This is a genomic window from Fretibacterium fastidiosum, assembly GCF_964642095.1.
Lineage (GTDB): Bacteria > Synergistota > Synergistia > Synergistales > Aminobacteriaceae > Fretibacterium > Fretibacterium fastidiosum.
Genome location: NZ_OZ209244.1, coordinates 2,514,013 through 2,529,707, shown reverse-complemented (window position 1 = coordinate 2,529,707; position 15,695 = coordinate 2,514,013). Strand labels below are relative to the sequence as shown.

Sequence of the window (15,695 nt, the reverse complement as noted above, 5' to 3'; positions counted from 1 at the left end):
ATCGTGTGGGATAGGGATAAATTCGGGACGGCGAGGGGGAGGTGTGTTGACCTTCCAGCCTCGCCGTCCCGACTGTTTTTGACCGGGGGCCTTACGCCCTGCGCCTCAGGAGGAACGCCGCTGCCAGGGCCATGGCCAGGCCGCTCGATGCCGCGTTGCAGCCGCCGCCCTTCCCGGACTTCTGCTCCCGCACCGTGACGACGAACGACCTGCTGGTCGTGGTGGCGGTGGAGTAGCCGCTGCCGCTGAGGTTCGCGGAGGCGGTGACGGCGACGGAGGTCGTGCCCAGGGCGCGACCCGTCAGCTGGATCGTCCTGCCGTCCAGCACGGCCGCGTCCACGACGCCGGCAGTGCTGGACGAGGTGACCTGAAGCGTGTAGGGCACGGCGAGGGTCTCGCCGTTCAGTGTCGTCCGCACCGTCGGGGTGACGACGCGGACCTGGTTCGGGGTCAGCGTCTGATCCGGGATGGGGGCCATGTCGAGAAGCACGATGGGGGCGTCCCTTCCGACCCGGACGGTGAGGGGACGGGACGACGCGGAGGCCTTTGCGCCCGAGGCCGTCCAGCCGTGAACGACGGCGGTCAGGGTGGTCACGCCCTCGCGGAGGGCCGTGACGCGCCCGTATCGGTCCACGCTGAGCACGGTGGCGTCGCCAACGACCCATTCGACGCCCCCCGGATGGACGCTGCCGTCCAGGGAGGCGTCCACGGGGAAGAACCTGACGTCGTAGGACGCGCTGTGCCCCAGCTGGACGTAGGGCGCCCCGGTGAGGTCCGCGCTGACGAGGGCCACCGGGGTGGCCTCGAAGGCTCCCGCGTCGTAACCGCCGAGCTGAGGACGCGGCGTGCCGCACTCGTCGATGGAGACGACGCCGGCTGCTGCGGTGGGGACCAGGTCGCGCGCGGGGGAGGCGCCGGCGAGCTTCAGGACCTGGACGTCCTTCACGCTTTCGAGCTTGAGGGGAGCCGTCAGGAAGACGTCCTCCGCTTTCTGGTTCGTCAGGCTTCCCGGTCCGGCGCTGGCGTTTGAGGTCCCAAGGACGTTGTAGCGCACGGAGGAGATGGCGCCCGTTCCCTCGAAGCGGAGGTCGTCGCCCGCGCCGCTCCCCGTCGAGCGGTTGCCCACGGCGATGACGCCCAGGAAGCTGGCCACGCCGTTCGCCACGGCCACGCCTCCGCCGCTGGCGGCGCTGTTGCCCGCGATGGTGCAGAACTGGAACGTCGTGCTGTTCAGGCTGCCGCTGTCCACGCAGACCGCGCCGCCCGCCACGCTTGCAGTGTTGCCGAAGAACGTGCAGTTCGTGAACTGCGCGTTCGCGTTCCCGCTCACCAGCACGGCGCCGCCGCTCTGGAGAGAGGGCGCCGTACCCTTGGTGAAGGTGATCCGACGGAAGGCGACCGTGCCCCCGGAGACGTTGAAGATGCGGGTGGAGTTGCCCTCGATGGTGACGCCCCGTCCGTCGAGCTCGAGGTTCGAGGTGATGGGCATCTCGGAGGAGGTCCGAATGGTCCGGACCCCCTGGGCGACGTTGATGACGTTGGACTCGCCGTTGGCGTTGGCGCTGGCGACGGCCTGACGCAGGGAGCCCGGGCCGCCGTCGGCCTCGGTCGTCACCGTGAACGTCGCCGCGCTTGCCGGGCCTGCCGCAAGGCACGCCAGAAGCGCCAGCGTCAGGACGGAATGTGCTCTCTTCATGGTATCATGACCTCTTCTTTCCGCAGTTTCCTGCAAATTGGCGCCGCCGCGTGCCCGGCGGAGCCCGCCTGTCGAAAGACTTCCTTAATTTTACACGGAAAAACGTCTTTGCGCACGCCGCAGCGCATCGGACCTCGATTTTTCTCCGCGGCGGCGCGGGCACGGCGGATGCGCGGGGGGCGCTCAAAATTGCGCGGATTGTAGTACAATAAGAGTTGAAGAAGTCTTGGATTGTGTCCTTCTGGATTTTTTTGCGTTGGGCTCTTCCGAAAGGGGGCGCGGGCGACGCGCAGTGCGCGGGAGGGCCGGTCTTCTTTGCCGTAGGGAGCCTTTGGGCTTCCCGTCGGATTCATTTTGAGGGGGGTTATCTTTTCATGAAGCGTAACTGGAAAACGATGGACGGAAACGAGGCGGTCGCTCACGTCGCCTATGCGTTCTCCGAGATGGCGACGATCTACCCGATCACGCCCTCGTCGCCCATGCCGGAGCACATCGACGAGTGGGCGGCCCACGGCCGCAAGAACATCTTCGGCAAGACCGTCAAGGTGACGGAGATGCAGTCCGAGGGCGGCGCGGCCGGCGCGATCCACGGCGCGCTCTCCGCCGGCGCCCTGGCCAGCACCTTCACGGCGTCCCAGGGGCTCCTCCTGATGCTGCCGAACATGTTCAAGATCGCGGGAGAGCTCCTGCCGGGAGTGTTCCACGTCTCCGCCCGTGCCCTGGCGACCCACGCGCTCTCCATCTTCGGGGACCACAGCGACGTCATGACCTGCCGCATGACGGGCTTCACGATGCTGGCCGCCGGCAGCGTGCAGGAGGCGGCGGACCTGGCCGCGGTGGCCCACCTGACGGCCATCGAGACGAGCGTGCCCGTGCTGAACTTCTTCGACGGCTTCCGCACGTCCCACGAGATCCAGAAGATCGACGTCTACGACTACGCGGACCTGGCGAAGCTGGTGGACTACGACGCCATCGAGGCGTTCCGCGAGCGCGCCATGCGCCCGGAGAACCCCTTCGTCAAGGGCACGGCCCAGAACCCGGACATCTTCTTCCAGGCCAAGGAGGCGTCGCAGCCCTACTTCGACCGCGTGCCCGACGTGGTGGCGGAGTACATGCGCCAGGTGTCGAAGCTCCACGGCCGGGAGTACTACCCGTTCCAGTACTACGGCGCGCCGGACGCGGAGCGCGTCGTCGTCGCCATCGGCTCCGTCTGCCAGGCGACGGAGGAGGTCGTGGACTGGATGAACGCCAGGGGCGAGAAGGTGGGCCTCATCGAGGTGCACCTCTACCGCCCGTTCTCCCCGAAGTACTTCTTCCGGGCGCTCCCCTCCACGGTCAAGGCCATCGCCGTGCTGGACCGCTGCAAGGAGACGGGCGCCCTGGGCGGCCCTCTCTACGAGGACGTCCGTTCCATGTTCTTCGACTACGGCCCCAACGCCCCGAAGGTCGTGGGCGGCCGCTACGGCCTGGGCTCCAAGGACACGACGCCGAGCTGCATCAAGACGGTGTTCGACAACCTGAAGCTCTACGAGCCCCGCAACGACTTCACCATCGGCATCGTGGACGACGTGAACGACAGCTCCCTGCCGATGCAGGACCACATCGACACCGCGGCGGAGGGCACGGTCTGCTGCAAGTTCTGGGGCCTCGGCTCCGACGGCACGGTGGGCGCCAACAAGAACTCCATCAAGATCATCGGCGACCACACCGACATGTACGCGCAGGGCTACTTCGACTACGACTCCAAGAAGTCGGGCGGCATCACGGTGTCCCACCTGCGCTTCGGCAAGTCCCCCATCAAGTCCACCTACCTCATCGACTCCGCGGACTTCATCGCCTGCCACAAGCAGGAGTACGTCAACCAGTACGACCTGACGGCCGGCCTGAAGAAGGGCGGAACGTTCCTCCTCAACACGCAGTGGACGACGCCGGAGGCCCTCGAGGAGCACCTGCCCTCCGACCTGAAGCGCAAGCTGGCGAACCTGGGCGCGAAGTTCTACGTCATCAACGCCGTGGACGAGGCCCAGAAGATCGGCCTGGGCAACCGCACGAACTCCATCATGCAGGCCGCGTTCTTCAAGCTGGCGAACGTCATCCCCATCGACGACGCGGTGCAGTACATGAAGCAGGCCATCGTCGATACCTACGGCCGCAAGGGCGAGAAGGTCGTCAAGATGAACCACGACGCCGTGGACGCGGGCCTGAAGAGCCTCATCGAGATCAAGATCCCGGAGGGCTGGAGCGCCGCGCCGGACCAGGTCGTGCAGAAGCGCGGTGTGCCGGACGAGATCCCGGAGTTCGTGACCGGGCAATGCCAGGTGATCAACGCCCAGAAGGGCAACGATCTGCCCGCCAGCGCCTTCACGGGCGAGTACGTGGACGGCCGCTTCCCCTCCGGCACCGCAGCCTACGAGAAGCGGGGCGTGGCGGTCAACGTGCCGGAGTGGAACGGCGAGAAGTGCATCCAGTGCAACCAGTGCTCCATGGTCTGTCCCCACGCGGCCATCCGGCCGTTCCTCCTGGACGCCGCCGAGCAGGAGGCCGCGCCGAAGGACTTCGGCGCCGTCGACCCCAAGGCCAAGGCGCTCAAGGAGGCGGGCTACCGGTACAAGATCCAGGTGGACACCCTGGACTGCCTGGGCTGCGGCAACTGCGCGGACATCTGCCCGGTGAAGGCCCTCGAGATGAAGCCCACGGCCTCTCAGGAGGGGGAGATCGACAACTGGACCTACGCCGTCGAGGGCGTGGCGGACAAGGACAAGGTCGTCGACAAGTTCACCGTCCAGGGCAGCCAGTTCCAGCGCCCGCTCCTGGAGTTCAGCGGCGCCTGCGCCGGCTGCGGCGAGACGCCCTACGCCAAGCTGATCACCCAGCTCTTCGGCGACCGCATGATCATCGCCAACGCCACGGGCTGCTCCTCCATCTGGGGCGGCTCCGCGCCCAACATGCCCTACACGGTCAACGCCGAGGGCCGCGGCCCGGCCTGGGCGAACTCGCTGTTCGAGGACAACGCCGAGTACGGGTACGGCATGAAGCTCTCCGTCAACGTCAAGACGAACTACCTGGTGGAGGCTGTGACGAGCCTGATCAAGATGGAGTGCGTCCCGGAGGAGTACAAGAAGGTCCTTCAGGAGTGGCTGGACACGCACCTGGACGGCGAGAAGTCCAAGGCGTCCGCGGCGAAGGTGGAGGAGCTCCTGGACGAGGTGTTCTGCTGCTGCGGCGGTCACGAGCACGAGCACGCGGACCTCGGCGACGAGGCCATGGCGGAGTTCTCGAAGATCGCGGAGTACCACGATTACCTGGTGAAGAAGTCCGTCTGGATCTTCGGCGGCGACGGCTGGGGCTACGACATCGGCTACGGCGGCCTGGATCACGTCCTGGGCAGCGGAGAGGACATCAACGTCCTCGTGCTGGACACCGAGGTCTACTCCAACACGGGCGGTCAGGCCTCCAAGTCCACGCCCACCGCGGCGATCGCGCAGTTCGCTGCGAGCGGCAAGCGCGTGCGCAAAAAGGACCTGGGCCGCATGGCCATGACCTACGGACACGTGTACGTGGCGCAGGTGGCCATGGGCGCCGACAAGAACCAGCTGCTCAAGGCGCTGAAGGAGGCCGAAGCCCATAAGGGGCCCTCCCTGATCATCGCCTATGCCCCCTGCATCAACCACGGCATCAAGGCGGGCATGGGCAAGACCCAGGCTCAGTCCAAGAACGCCGTCGAGGCGGGCTACTGGCACCTGTACCGTTGCAATCCGAGCCTTGCCGCGGAGGGTAAGAACCCCTTCATCCTGGACTCCAAGGCGCCGACGAAGGACTACAAGGAGTTCCTGATGAGCGAGGTGCGCTACGCCTCCCTGAAGCTGGGCTTCCCGGACATCGCGGACAAGCTCTTCGAGCAGGCCGCGCAGGAGGCGCGCGAGCGCTACGAAACCTACAAGGCGATGGCGGAGATGGGCCCGGTGCCCGTCAAGGCGTAAACATCCGCCGGCTGAATACAGGCGACCAGGCGGGTCCGGGGCGCATCGCCCCGGACCCGCCTCTTTGGCTTTGCCCGCGCGGCGTGGTCGCTTCAGGGGCTTTCGCGCCACGACCGTCCGATGGTCTCCGATGGTCTATAATACAGGGGATGGAACGTCCGGTTCCGTAAATCTTTGAGGGGGTCGTCGATCATGAGGGCGTCTTTTAAATCGTGGCTTTGTGCGCTCGCGCTGTTGTGCTTCGCGTGGGAGGGCGCGGCTGCCGCGTCGGATTTCGAGTTCAGGGGCGGGATCGAGCCGAAGGACCCGACGTCGCGCCTCCTGGCCTTTTACGTCAACCGCTTCACGCCGGAGGAGCTCACGCTTACCATCGACGGAGAGCCGGACGCCTCGGGTCGCTACCGGGACCTGTACATGGACCTGACGGGCGTCATGATCGAGGGCGTGAGGCTGGACAAACTGACGTTCCGTATGCTGGACGTGCAGTTCAACGCGCCGGAGAATTGGGCGTCGGGCGACGTGGAGTGCAGGAGCGCGCTCCGAATCTACGCCTATGGGCGCATCCTCCAGGACGACATCAACCGCAGCCTGGAGGCCAGGACCTTCGGCGAGGACGACCACTGGCGCCATGTCGCCATGACCATCGCGCCGGAGGGGCTGAAGGGCCGGGGCTATTACATGGCGAAGGTGCTCTTCGTCACGCTGGACATTCTGATCGAGATCGACAGCGGACTCAAGATCGTGGGGAACAAGGAGCTGTGGCTGAAGGACCCGCAGGTGAAGATCAATCGCCTCGACCTGCCGGACTACATCACGAATCAGGCCCTGTCCCAGATTCAGCCCCTGCTGGACCTCAACCGCTTCCCCCTGCCGATGAGCCTGCACAAGGTCGAATTGGAGGAGGGCCGCGCCATCCTCTCCACCCGCGTGCTGCCGGAGCCGATGGAGCGCGGCGTCACCTATCATTACACCGCGCGGTAGGCGTCGATGAACAGCATCGACCGCAAACGCTGCCTCTGGGTCGTCGTCTCGGCGCTCGCTCAGGGCCTCCTGTTGGGGGCGTATTCCGTCACCCGAAGCGGCCCCTTCCTCTGCGTTCCGCTGACGCTGGTGGTCATCGTCCCCTTCGTCTTCTGGCTGGCGCAGGAGCACTGGGGCAGGCGGCTTCGGCGCTTCCTGATGGGGTTGTCCCTGGTGCTCGCCGTCTTCTACGCCTATCGGCTGTGGTCCGTCTGGCCGGTGAACGACGGCTTTTTCCTCGTCCCGTCTCAGAGGATGGACGTGATCCGGGCCTGCATGGCCGTCTTCCTGCTGATCCCCTTCTTTCAGTGCCGCATCGCCACGTGGAGCTGGAGAATGCCCTACTCGGAGATATTCTTTCAGCTGTGTCGCAACCTGTTCCTGCTCTTTCAGGCCGTCATCGTCATGGCCGTCTTCTGGGGGCTGCTGCTGACGGCCAGCCTGCTCTTCGACATCGTGGGGCTGAACTTCGTCCCCTACGTCCTGTTCCACCCCATGGTGGCCGTCCCCCTCTCCACGCTCACGATCGCCGTCTCCATATTCGTCGCGCTGAAGCACCCCGGCATCGACTCCCTGGGGCGGTGGATCCTCTCCATCCTGGCCTGGCTCCTGCCCCCCTTCTCCCTGCTCTCCGTCGTGTTTGTCGCCTGCCTGCCCTATTCGGGGCTGCGGACGCTGTGGAGCACGGGGCAGGCCAGCTCCCTCATCCTGCTCCTGGAACTGGGGACGATCCTGCTGGCGAACGCCGCCTGGCTGGACGGAACGCGGAGCCCCTTCACCGGCAAGGCCGTCAACGCGCTGTCGCAGATATCGCTCCTGTGCCTCCCCTTCTACACGGTGATCTGCCTCTACTCTCTAGGGCTTCGGGTGGAGCAGTACGGCCTCTCGGTGGACCGGATCCAGGCGGCGTTCCTGGCGGTGGTGACGGGGATATGGGGCGTCGGCTACGCGGGGGCCGTCCTGATGCGCCAGTGGCCCTCCGCCATCGGACGGGTCAACGTCGCGGCAGCCCTGATGATGACGCTTCTCGTCGCGGCCATGAACTCCCCCCTGCTGGACCCCTACCGGCTGGCGGCGAACAACCAGGCCGACCGGCTCCTGGGCGGACGCATCGCCCCGGAGGACTTCGATTATCTCTACATGCGCTTCAGCCTGGGGCGGTACGGCAATTACGCGCTGGAACGCCTCAGGGAGAGCCGCGGGCCGCGGGCCGACTCGATCCGGAAGCGGATCGTCGCCGCGATGGCCGTGGACCCGGAGGAGTACCTGCGGGACCTGGAGAGCAGCGTCGCCCCCACGTCGCAGCGGCGCGAGATCCTCAACAACGCGAGGGTCTACCCGCAAGGGCGCAGCCTCTCAAAACCATTGAAGGATTGTCTGGTCCAAATTTGGGAAGATGAGGAATCCATGCTGCGGAGCGTCCGGCACAGCACGGAGGTCGCCTTCGTGTTTCAGAGGGTGACGGACGACCCGGAGGGTGCGGGGGAGGACCTGTTGATGATCCTCAAGGGGATCGGGGTCGTCCTGAAGGTCAGGCAGAACGACGTGCGGCCGGTGGGGTTCTTTCAGGGGGAGGACATCTCGCCCAGGGCCCTGGCCTCCGCGGACGTCAAGGCCCTGGAGGCCAGGTTCCGCGACGTCGAGTTCGGCGGGGTTCGGCACCAAGTCCTGCCCCTGAGGTGAGGAAGGACGCCTTGAAAAAGGGCGCGGAGCTGCGCCGTCGGGCGCTACCGCTCCGCGTCCTTTCGATACCGCGCGTAGAGCATCACGAGCTTGAACTGCTGTTCCATGGTGACGTCCGTGAACTCCAGGCCCGTGGTGAAGAGGCCGCCCTCCCGGTCGTAGACCATGAGGAAGTGCCCGCTCAGGACGAGGTCCTCCTCGACGTCCTTGAACTTGAGGCGGACGTCTTGCCATTCGACATCGCTTTCCTTCAGGACCCCCGCCGCCTGATGCGGGCTGAAGCGGAGCCGGACGCCGGTGACGCTCAGGTCCAGCACCTCGGCGGCGAACCAGACGTCCCCCAGAAGGGGCAGCTGAAACTCCGCGGAAGATTGATATCTCACTCTCGTGCAGCGACGTTTTTCCCTGTCGGCCATGTTCTGCTCCAACGAATACCCCTCCACAAAACGCACCCCTCCATTTGGTTGCGCGTGATGCATACCCCCCTAGCATATCACGTTTGAAGGAAATTGTGCGTTAAAAGGGGTAAGATTTTAAGACTTGGCGTTTATTTTTGCAAGGAGGTCTTATGACGTGAAAATTTCCCTTTTTGAGAGGGGACGCTGGACGTCCCTCCTGGCTCTGTCCCTGCTGTGCGCTCTCCTGGTGGGTGCGCCCGCCGGCGCCCTGGCGGCGGACTGGCGGAGACTCTGCGAGTTCGGAACGCCTGTGGAGGTCGAAGAGGCGCTCCGGACGAGCTCTGCGGACGAGCTTTTACCCGGCGGCAGCCGACCGCTGCACGTCGCCGCCGAGTACGCCCGGACCCCGGAGGTCGTCCGGTTGCTGTTGAAACACGGCGCGTCCCTCACCTCGGTGGGGTTGGAGGGGTTGACCCCGCTGATGCTGGCCGCGGCGTACAACCCCAACCCTGCCGTGGCGGAGGCGCTCCTGGCGGCAGGCGCGTCGACGGACGTCCGGGACGAGAAGGGCAGGACGCCCCTGCACCTGGCTGTGGCGACGAACGGCTCCCCTCAAGTCGCCGCGGCGCTCCTGAGGGCGGGGGCCTCGGCCAGGGTCCGGGACGGGGAGGGCAGGACGCCCCTGTGGCTGGCGGCCTCCCGCGCCGATCCGCAGGTCCTGGAGCTCCTGTTGGACGCGGGGGCCCCCGTGGATGAGGCGAACGAGGCGGGCGTCACCCCCCTGCAGGCGGCGTGCGAGCGCCCCGACGCGGAGGTGCTGCGCCTCCTGGTGGAGGCGGGGGCCGACGTGAACCGGCGCGACGAGAGCCGCCGGACCCCCGTGATGCGGGCCGTGGCCGCGGGGGCGAACGCGGCGGCGCTGTCGGCCCTGGTGCAGGGGCGGGCGGACCTGGCGGCCGAGGACGACCTGAACCGTGGGGCGCTCTTTCTGGCGGCCTCGAACCCCCTGATCTCCGCCGATGCCCTGGCGCTGCTGGCCGCCGACGGGGAGGTGGACCTGCGGGAGAGCCGACTGATGACGCCGCTGATGGAGGCGTGCCGCTCGGACAACCTGCCCGCCGCCTCGGTGCTGCTGGACCTGGGAGCCTCCCTTTCGGTGAGGGACAGGAACGGGTGGACGCCTCTGATGTTTGCGGCCGCCAGCGCGTCACCGGCGACGATCCGCTTTCTGGTGGAGCGCGGGGCCTCACTGCGGGACGAGACGCCGCAGGGCGACACCCCTTTGACGGTCGCCCTGGGGGCCGGAGCGAGGCCGGAGGCCGTCGAGGCCCTGCTGTCGCTGGGGGCGGACCCCAACCATCGGAACCTTCAGGACCTCACGCCGCTGATGATCGCGGTTGCGGGGGGTGGCGACGGCGCGAGGCAGGCGGGGGAAGCGGAGAGGGCCGCGGTGCTCGAGGCTCTGCTGAAGGGGGGAGCGGACCCCAATCTGACGACCTGGGACGGTCTGACGCCCCTGATGGTGGCCGTCCGAAAGGGGAGCCCGGAGGGCGTCAGAGCTCTGGCCGAGGCCGGAGCCTCCATCGATGAAAGGAGCCGGTACGGCATGACCGCCCTGATGGTCGCCGCCGCGACGCCCGTCCTGCCGGCGGCGGAGGAGCTCCTGCGGTTGGGCGCGGACGTCTCCCTTCAGGACCGGGACGGCATGACGCCGCTCTCCCACGCCGTCCAGGGCCCCGAAAGCGCGCGTGAGGTGCTGGCCCTCCTCGTCGAGGCCGGCGCCAGCGTGGACGTACGCATGGCGCGGGAGATGACGCCCCTGATGGACGCCTCCCTCCGGGGCAGCGACTGGGCCGTGAAGGCGCTCCTCGAGGCCGGGGCGGACGTGAGGGCGCGGGACTTCATCGGCTGGACCCCGCTGCACTTCGCGGCGAAGGGGCGCGGGGCGAAGTGTGCGGAGGCCCTGATCGCCGCCGGTGCCGCGACGGACGTCCCGGACGACGGGGGCACGACCCCTCTGATGGTGGCCGCAGCCAGCGACAACCCGGAGGTCGTGAAGACGCTTCTCGCGTCGGGTGCAGACCCGTCCCGGACGGACCGTACGGGGCGCAGCGCCCTGAGCTACGCCGTGCTCAAGAACGCGAGGCAGTGCCTCCCCCTCTTCGACGCGAAAAAGTGACGGGAAGTGCGCAACGCGCTGCGGCGCCTCAGTGGCGTTCCTGAAACCCGCACCTCCGGGAGCGGGGCGGTGGGGGGGCACCGGCCCGCCCCCGTCACCGGGCGACGAGCAAAACGACAAAACCTCAGAAAACAGATTGACATTCGTCCGACGGCACTTTATAATGTCACAAAATTTCAGCGAAGGAGGACGTTTCGCAAATGAACCGCAGCCTTGCCGTTAAGTTCGCGATGTCACGCCCTACGGGCGCGTCCTCCTGTGACGCGGCGGCCTCTTTCGCGCGCGCTTCCCGTTACGTTGTCGATTTCCCGGTGGACGCCCTTCTTGTGGCGTCCATTATTATTCTTGCCATTCTTGCCCTTATCGTCATGATTTGCGGGCAGCGTGCCGTCGTCCTATCGGTCGTTGCCGTGGTCCTGGCGGTCGTCGTAGGGGACGAAAAAAAGAATACTTAAGGGGAAGCCAAAAATTTTTTCAAGACGCTCCATCGCGCGGCTGCACTCTTAAAGAAGGGCAGCCGCCTTTTTTTTGGCCACAGGTCCCCAGAATCGCCGAACGGCCGTTGGCGGGCAGGGGGATACGGCATAGAACTTCTGTGAGATTGAATTTAAGGAGAGGAAAACGATGAGAAAAAGGACCAGGAGAGCTTTTACCCTTGCGGCGGGCCTTGCCCTGAGCGTCGTCATGGCGGCGGGCTGCGCCTTTGGAGCCGAGGCCTTTAAGCTGGGCGGCACGGCGCCCCTGACGGGCGGCGCGGCCATCTACGGCAACGCGGTGAAGAACGGCGCTCAGATCGCGGTGGACGAGATCAACGCCATGGGCGGGGTGCAGTTTGAGCTTCGCTACGAGGACGACGTCCACGACGCCGAGAAGGCCGTGAACGCCTACAATCTCCTGAAGGACTGGGGGATGCAGCTCTCCATGGGGGCCGTCACCTCAAAGCCCTGCGAGGCCACGGCTGCAGAGACCTTTAACGACCGCATCTTTGCGCTGACGCCCTCCGCTTCCGCGAAAGCCGTCACGACCAATAAGGACAACATGTTTCAGATGTGCTTCGTGGACCCCAACCAGGGCTCTGCCTCCGCGCAGTACATGGTCAACAAGGGCCTGCCCCGGAAGGTCGCCGTCATCTGGAAGAACGACGACGTGTACTCCAAGGGCATCCACGATACCTTCGTCGCCAAGGCGAAGGAGCTGGGCATCGAGGTCGTCAGTGACACGACCTTTGCGGACGGCAACGACACGGACTTCTCCGTGCAGCTCACCGATGCGCAGAAGAACGGAGCGGAGCTGGTGTTCCTCCCCATGTACTATCAGCACGCATCCCTGATCCTGGCTCAGGCGGCCGGCATGGGGTACACGCCCCGGTGGTTCGGCGTGGACGGCATGGACGGCATTCTGACGATGGAGGGCTTCGACACGAAACTGGCCGAGGGAGTGATGCTCCTGACCCCCTTCAACGCGGATTCGGAAGACGAGCGCACGGCAAAGTTCGTGGCGGAGTATAAGAAGCGTTGCAAGGACGTGCCGAACCAGTTTGCGGCCGACGCTTATGACTGCGTCTACGCCTTCAAGATGGCCCTTGAGAACGCCAAGGCAACGCCCGACATGGACGCCCAGACGCTCTGCGGCCTCATGATCGAGCAGTTCACCTCCATGACCTTCTCCGGACTGACGGGGACCAACATGACCTGGAACAAGGCCGGCGAGGTGACGAAGGACCCGAAGGGCATGGTCATCAAGGATGGCGCTTACGTGGGGCTCGACTAGCCTCAACCGTCAGCGGGGGAGGGTGTCCGCCCTCCCCGCGCTCCTTTTGGGGGGTGCGTCCAGTGCGCCGGCATGTCCCGACCTGTTGGACGCGCCCTGCCGGAGGAGAGGATTCGGGGGCGACGGCGACTGCCGTTGCGCGGTTTCGGTTTTGAGAGGTGCGTTCATGATCTTTTTAAGCTTTATCATCAGCGGGATCAGCCTGGGCAGCATCTACGCCATCATCGCCCTGGGCTACACCATGGTGTACGGCATCGCGAAGATGCTGAACTTCGCCCATGGAGATGTCATCATGGTGGGGGCTTACGTCTGCTTCTACGCTGTCGCCCGTTATCAGCTTCCGGCCGTGGCGGGGGTGGCGCTTGCCATGTTCGTCTGCACGATTCTGGGCATCGTCGTGGAGCGCCTGGCCTACAAGCCCCTGCGTCAGGCGCCGTCCCTGGCGGTGCTCATCACGGCCATTGGCGTCAGCTACTTTCTGCAGAACTCGGCGCTCCTGCTCTGGACGTCGAACCCCAAGATCTTTCCCTCGGTGGTGGGAAAGGGGACCCTGAAGTTTTTCGGCGGGCAGCTCTCCATCTCCTACGTCACCATCGTCACCGTCGTCACCTGCGTGGTCATCATGCTGGCCCTGACCTGGTTTACGGGCAGGACCCGCATGGGCAAGGCCATGCGCGCCTGCTCGGAGGACAAGGGGGCCGCGCAGCTGATGGGGATCAACGTCGATGCCACGATCTCCATGACCTTCGCCATCGGCTCGGGGCTGGCTGCCGTGGCGGGGGCGCTGCTCTGCTCCGCCTACCCGACCCTGATGCCGACGACGGGTTCCATGCCCGGCATCAAGGCCTTCACGGCGGCGGTCTTCGGCGGCATCGGCTCCATCCCAGGAGCCCTGTTTGGAGGCCTGCTGCTGGGCGTCATCGAGATCTTCGCGAAGGCCTACATCTCGACGCAGCTCTCGGACGCCGTGGTGTTCGCCGTGCTGATCGTGGTGCTCCTGGTGAAGCCGGCAGGGCTCCTCGGCGTGCAGGTTCAGGAGAAGGTGTAGCGCGATGACGATAAAGAGGTTTGTCAACCTGAAACGGGCGGAGGCGCGGCGGATCTTCGCCACCTACGCCGTCGTCACGGCGGCCTACGGCTTCATGCAGATTCTGAGCGCAACGGGGCTCCTGAGCTCCACCATGAGGGGGATGCTGGTCCCCGTCTGCGCCTACATGGTCATGGCGATTGCCCTGAACCTCGTGGTGGGCATCCTGGGAGAGCTCTCCCTGGGACACGCCGGCTTCATGTCCGTCGGGGCCTTCACCGGCGTCGCCTCGGCCATCATGCTGCAAAACCTCATCCCCTTCGCCCCCGCGAGGCTGGCTGTCGCCATGCTGGTCGGGTCGGGCTTTGCCGCCGCCGCGGGGTTCCTCATCGGCATCCCCGTGCTGCGGCTGAAAGGGGATTATCTGGCCATCGTGACGCTGGCGTTCGGAGAGATCATCAAGAGCGTCTTCAACAACTTTTACCTGGGCATGGACTCTGGCGGCATCAGCTTCAGTATGCTGAGCGACAAAACGCGCCTTTTGCCCGGCGGACGCCTCATCATTGCGGGGCCCATGGGCATCGGTGGCATCCAGAAGATATCCACCTTCACGGTGGGCTTCATCCTGGTGATGATCGCGCTGGCTGTGATGTACAACCTGATGAACAGCCGTGCCGGACGCGCGTTCATGGCCATCCGGGACGACCGCATAGCGGCGGAGAGCGTCGGGATCAACATCACGCGCTACAAGATGATGGCCTTCGTCACCTCCGCGGCGCTGGCCGGGGCAGCAGGGGCCCTCTTCGCCATGAACTACTCCACGATCGTCGCCAACAAGTTTGACTTCAACACCTCCATCCTGGTGCTGGTGTTCGTGGTGCTGGGTGGCCAGGGGAACATCCTGGGGTCCATCGTCGCGGCCGCGGCCCTGACGATCCTGCCGGAGAAGCTGCGCCAGTTCGCGGACTACCGGATGCTGCTCTACGCCGTCGTGCTGATCGCGGTGATGCTGGCCACGAACAACGCCGCGGTGAAGGGATTTTTGACGCGCTTCAACCCCTTTCTGAGGCGGGCGAGGGAGGAGGACGAACATGCAGTTTAAGCGGAGGAAGACGCGGCTGGTCCCCGTCCCATCCAATGCCGTGATCCCGGACCGGGACGCGGGCCGCGCCCCGATCCTGGAGTGCGTCAACCTGGGGATCACGCTGGGGGGGCTAAAGGCGGTGGAGAACTTCAACCTGACCATCGGGCGGACGGAGATCGCCGGGCTCATCGGACCCAACGGCGCGGGCAAGACCACGGTCTTCAACCTGCTGACGAAGGTGTACCAACCCACGGCGGGCACCATCCTGCTGGACGGGCAGGACACCAACAGCATGAGCACCGTGCAGGTGAACCGGGCGGGCATCGCGCGCACGTTCCAGAACATTCGCCTCTTCGGGAACCTCAGCGTCGCGGACAACGTGAAGGTCGCCATGAACAACGACATGCACTACGGCATGTGGAGCGCCGTGCTGCGCCTGCCGAAGTTCCGCCGGGAGGAGCGCGCCGCTCACCGCCGCGCCCTGAAGCTGCTCTCGATCTTCGACATGCAGGACATGGCGGACGTCCGGGCGGGGTCTTTGCCCTACGGCGCTCAGAGGCGGCTTGAGATCGTCCGCGCGCTGGCCACGAACCCGTCCCTTCTCCTGTTGGACGAGCCCGCGGCGGGGATGAACCCCTCGGAGACGGTGGAGTTGATGGAGAGCATCCGCAAGGTACACGACATGTTTCAGATCGCCATCATGCTCATCGAGCACGACATGAACCTGGTCATGAACATCTGTGAGGGCATCTGCGTGTTGAACTTCGGGCACGTTATCGCCAAGGGCACGCCGGAGGAGATTCAGTCCGATCCGGCGGTTATCGAGGCCTACCTGGGCCGGCAGGAGGGGGCGTAGCC

11 protein-coding genes are annotated in these 15,695 nt (G+C 65.7%); 9 read left to right on the top strand and 2 right to left on the bottom strand.

Annotation, left to right across the window (positions count from 1 at the left end):
* Positions 1–91: 91 nt before the first annotated feature.
* Complete coding sequence (locus tag ACK28C_RS11435) at positions 92–1,696, bottom strand: choice-of-anchor Q domain-containing protein (protein ID WP_409152196.1); 1,605 nt, start codon at positions 1,694–1,696, stop codon at positions 92–94.
* Positions 1,697–2,070: 374 nt separating this feature from the next.
* On the opposite strand from ACK28C_RS11435, the gene nifJ reads away from it, so the two are divergent.
* The 3 genes from nifJ (at position 2,071) to ACK28C_RS11420 (ending at position 8,379) form a co-directional block, all read left to right on the top strand.
* Positions 2,071–5,676 carry a pyruvate:ferredoxin (flavodoxin) oxidoreductase gene (gene nifJ / locus ACK28C_RS11430; RefSeq protein WP_015556541.1) on the top strand — a complete coding sequence of 1,202 codons (3,606 nt, stop codon included), beginning with the start codon at positions 2,071–2,073 and terminating at the stop codon, positions 5,674–5,676.
* Positions 5,677–5,868: 192 nt separating this feature from the next.
* Positions 5,869–6,657, top strand: a complete 789-nt coding sequence (locus tag ACK28C_RS11425) for a DUF2993 domain-containing protein (protein WP_015556542.1) — start codon at positions 5,869–5,871, stop codon at positions 6,655–6,657.
* Between the two features lie 6 nt (positions 6,658–6,663).
* A complete protein-coding gene (locus tag ACK28C_RS11420; protein WP_409152195.1) occupies positions 6,664–8,379 on the top strand; it encodes a hypothetical protein in 1,716 nt (571 codons plus the stop codon).
* Between the two features lie 44 nt (positions 8,380–8,423).
* On the opposite strand, the gene ACK28C_RS11415 is transcribed toward ACK28C_RS11420, so the two are convergent.
* Positions 8,424–8,807: a PilZ domain-containing protein gene (locus tag ACK28C_RS11415; RefSeq protein ID WP_409152194.1), complete on the bottom strand. Its 384-nt coding sequence runs from the start codon at positions 8,805–8,807 to the stop codon at positions 8,424–8,426.
* A gap of 145 nt (positions 8,808–8,952) precedes the next feature.
* On the opposite strand from ACK28C_RS11415, the gene ACK28C_RS11410 reads away from it, so the two are divergent.
* The 6 genes from ACK28C_RS11410 to ACK28C_RS11385 all read left to right on the top strand — a co-directional run bounded on the left by ACK28C_RS11410 (position 8,953) and on the right by ACK28C_RS11385 (position 15,693).
* The gene (locus tag ACK28C_RS11410) at positions 8,953–10,956 is read left to right on the top strand and encodes an ankyrin repeat domain-containing protein (protein WP_409152193.1); all 2,004 of its coding nucleotides are present in this window, start codon (positions 8,953–8,955) and stop codon (positions 10,954–10,956) included.
* Positions 10,957–11,156: 200 nt separating this feature from the next.
* The gene (locus tag ACK28C_RS11405) at positions 11,157–11,411 is read left to right on the top strand and encodes a hypothetical protein (RefSeq protein WP_015556543.1); all 255 of its coding nucleotides are present in this window, start codon (positions 11,157–11,159) and stop codon (positions 11,409–11,411) included.
* Between the two features lie 169 nt (positions 11,412–11,580).
* Complete coding sequence (locus ACK28C_RS11400; protein WP_409152192.1) at positions 11,581–12,726, top strand: ABC transporter substrate-binding protein; 1,146 nt, start codon at positions 11,581–11,583, stop codon at positions 12,724–12,726.
* A 166-nt stretch (positions 12,727–12,892) separates the two neighbouring features.
* The gene (locus ACK28C_RS11395) at positions 12,893–13,774 is read left to right on the top strand and encodes a branched-chain amino acid ABC transporter permease (RefSeq protein WP_015556544.1); all 882 of its coding nucleotides are present in this window, start codon (positions 12,893–12,895) and stop codon (positions 13,772–13,774) included.
* Positions 13,775–13,778: 4 nt separating this feature from the next.
* Entirely contained in the window at positions 13,779–14,855 is a 1,077-nt protein-coding gene (locus ACK28C_RS11390) for a branched-chain amino acid ABC transporter permease (protein WP_409152191.1), read from the top strand.
* Positions 14,845–15,693 carry an ABC transporter ATP-binding protein gene (locus ACK28C_RS11385; protein ID WP_015556546.1) on the top strand — a complete coding sequence of 283 codons (849 nt, stop codon included), beginning with the start codon at positions 14,845–14,847 and terminating at the stop codon, positions 15,691–15,693. The genes ACK28C_RS11390 and ACK28C_RS11385 overlap by 11 nt, the downstream gene beginning before the upstream one ends.
* Positions 15,694–15,695 lie beyond the last annotated feature (2 nt).

Coding starts and splice junctions, on each gene's coding strand:
- ACK28C_RS11435 (WP_409152196.1), bottom strand. CDS start 1,696: ATGAAGAGAGCACATTCCGTCCTGACGCTGGCGCTTCTGGCGTGCCTT.
- nifJ (WP_015556541.1), top strand. CDS start 2,071: ATGAAGCGTAACTGGAAAACGATGGACGGAAACGAGGCGGTCGCTCAC.
- ACK28C_RS11425 (WP_015556542.1), top strand. CDS start 5,869: ATGAGGGCGTCTTTTAAATCGTGGCTTTGTGCGCTCGCGCTGTTGTGC.
- ACK28C_RS11420 (WP_409152195.1), top strand. CDS start 6,664: ATGAACAGCATCGACCGCAAACGCTGCCTCTGGGTCGTCGTCTCGGCG.
- ACK28C_RS11405 (WP_015556543.1), top strand. CDS start 11,157: ATGAACCGCAGCCTTGCCGTTAAGTTCGCGATGTCACGCCCTACGGGC.
- ACK28C_RS11400 (WP_409152192.1), top strand. CDS start 11,581: ATGAGAAAAAGGACCAGGAGAGCTTTTACCCTTGCGGCGGGCCTTGCC.
- ACK28C_RS11395 (WP_015556544.1), top strand. CDS start 12,893: ATGATCTTTTTAAGCTTTATCATCAGCGGGATCAGCCTGGGCAGCATC.
- ACK28C_RS11390 (WP_409152191.1), top strand. CDS start 13,779: ATGACGATAAAGAGGTTTGTCAACCTGAAACGGGCGGAGGCGCGGCGG.
- ACK28C_RS11385 (WP_015556546.1), top strand. CDS start 14,845: ATGCAGTTTAAGCGGAGGAAGACGCGGCTGGTCCCCGTCCCATCCAAT.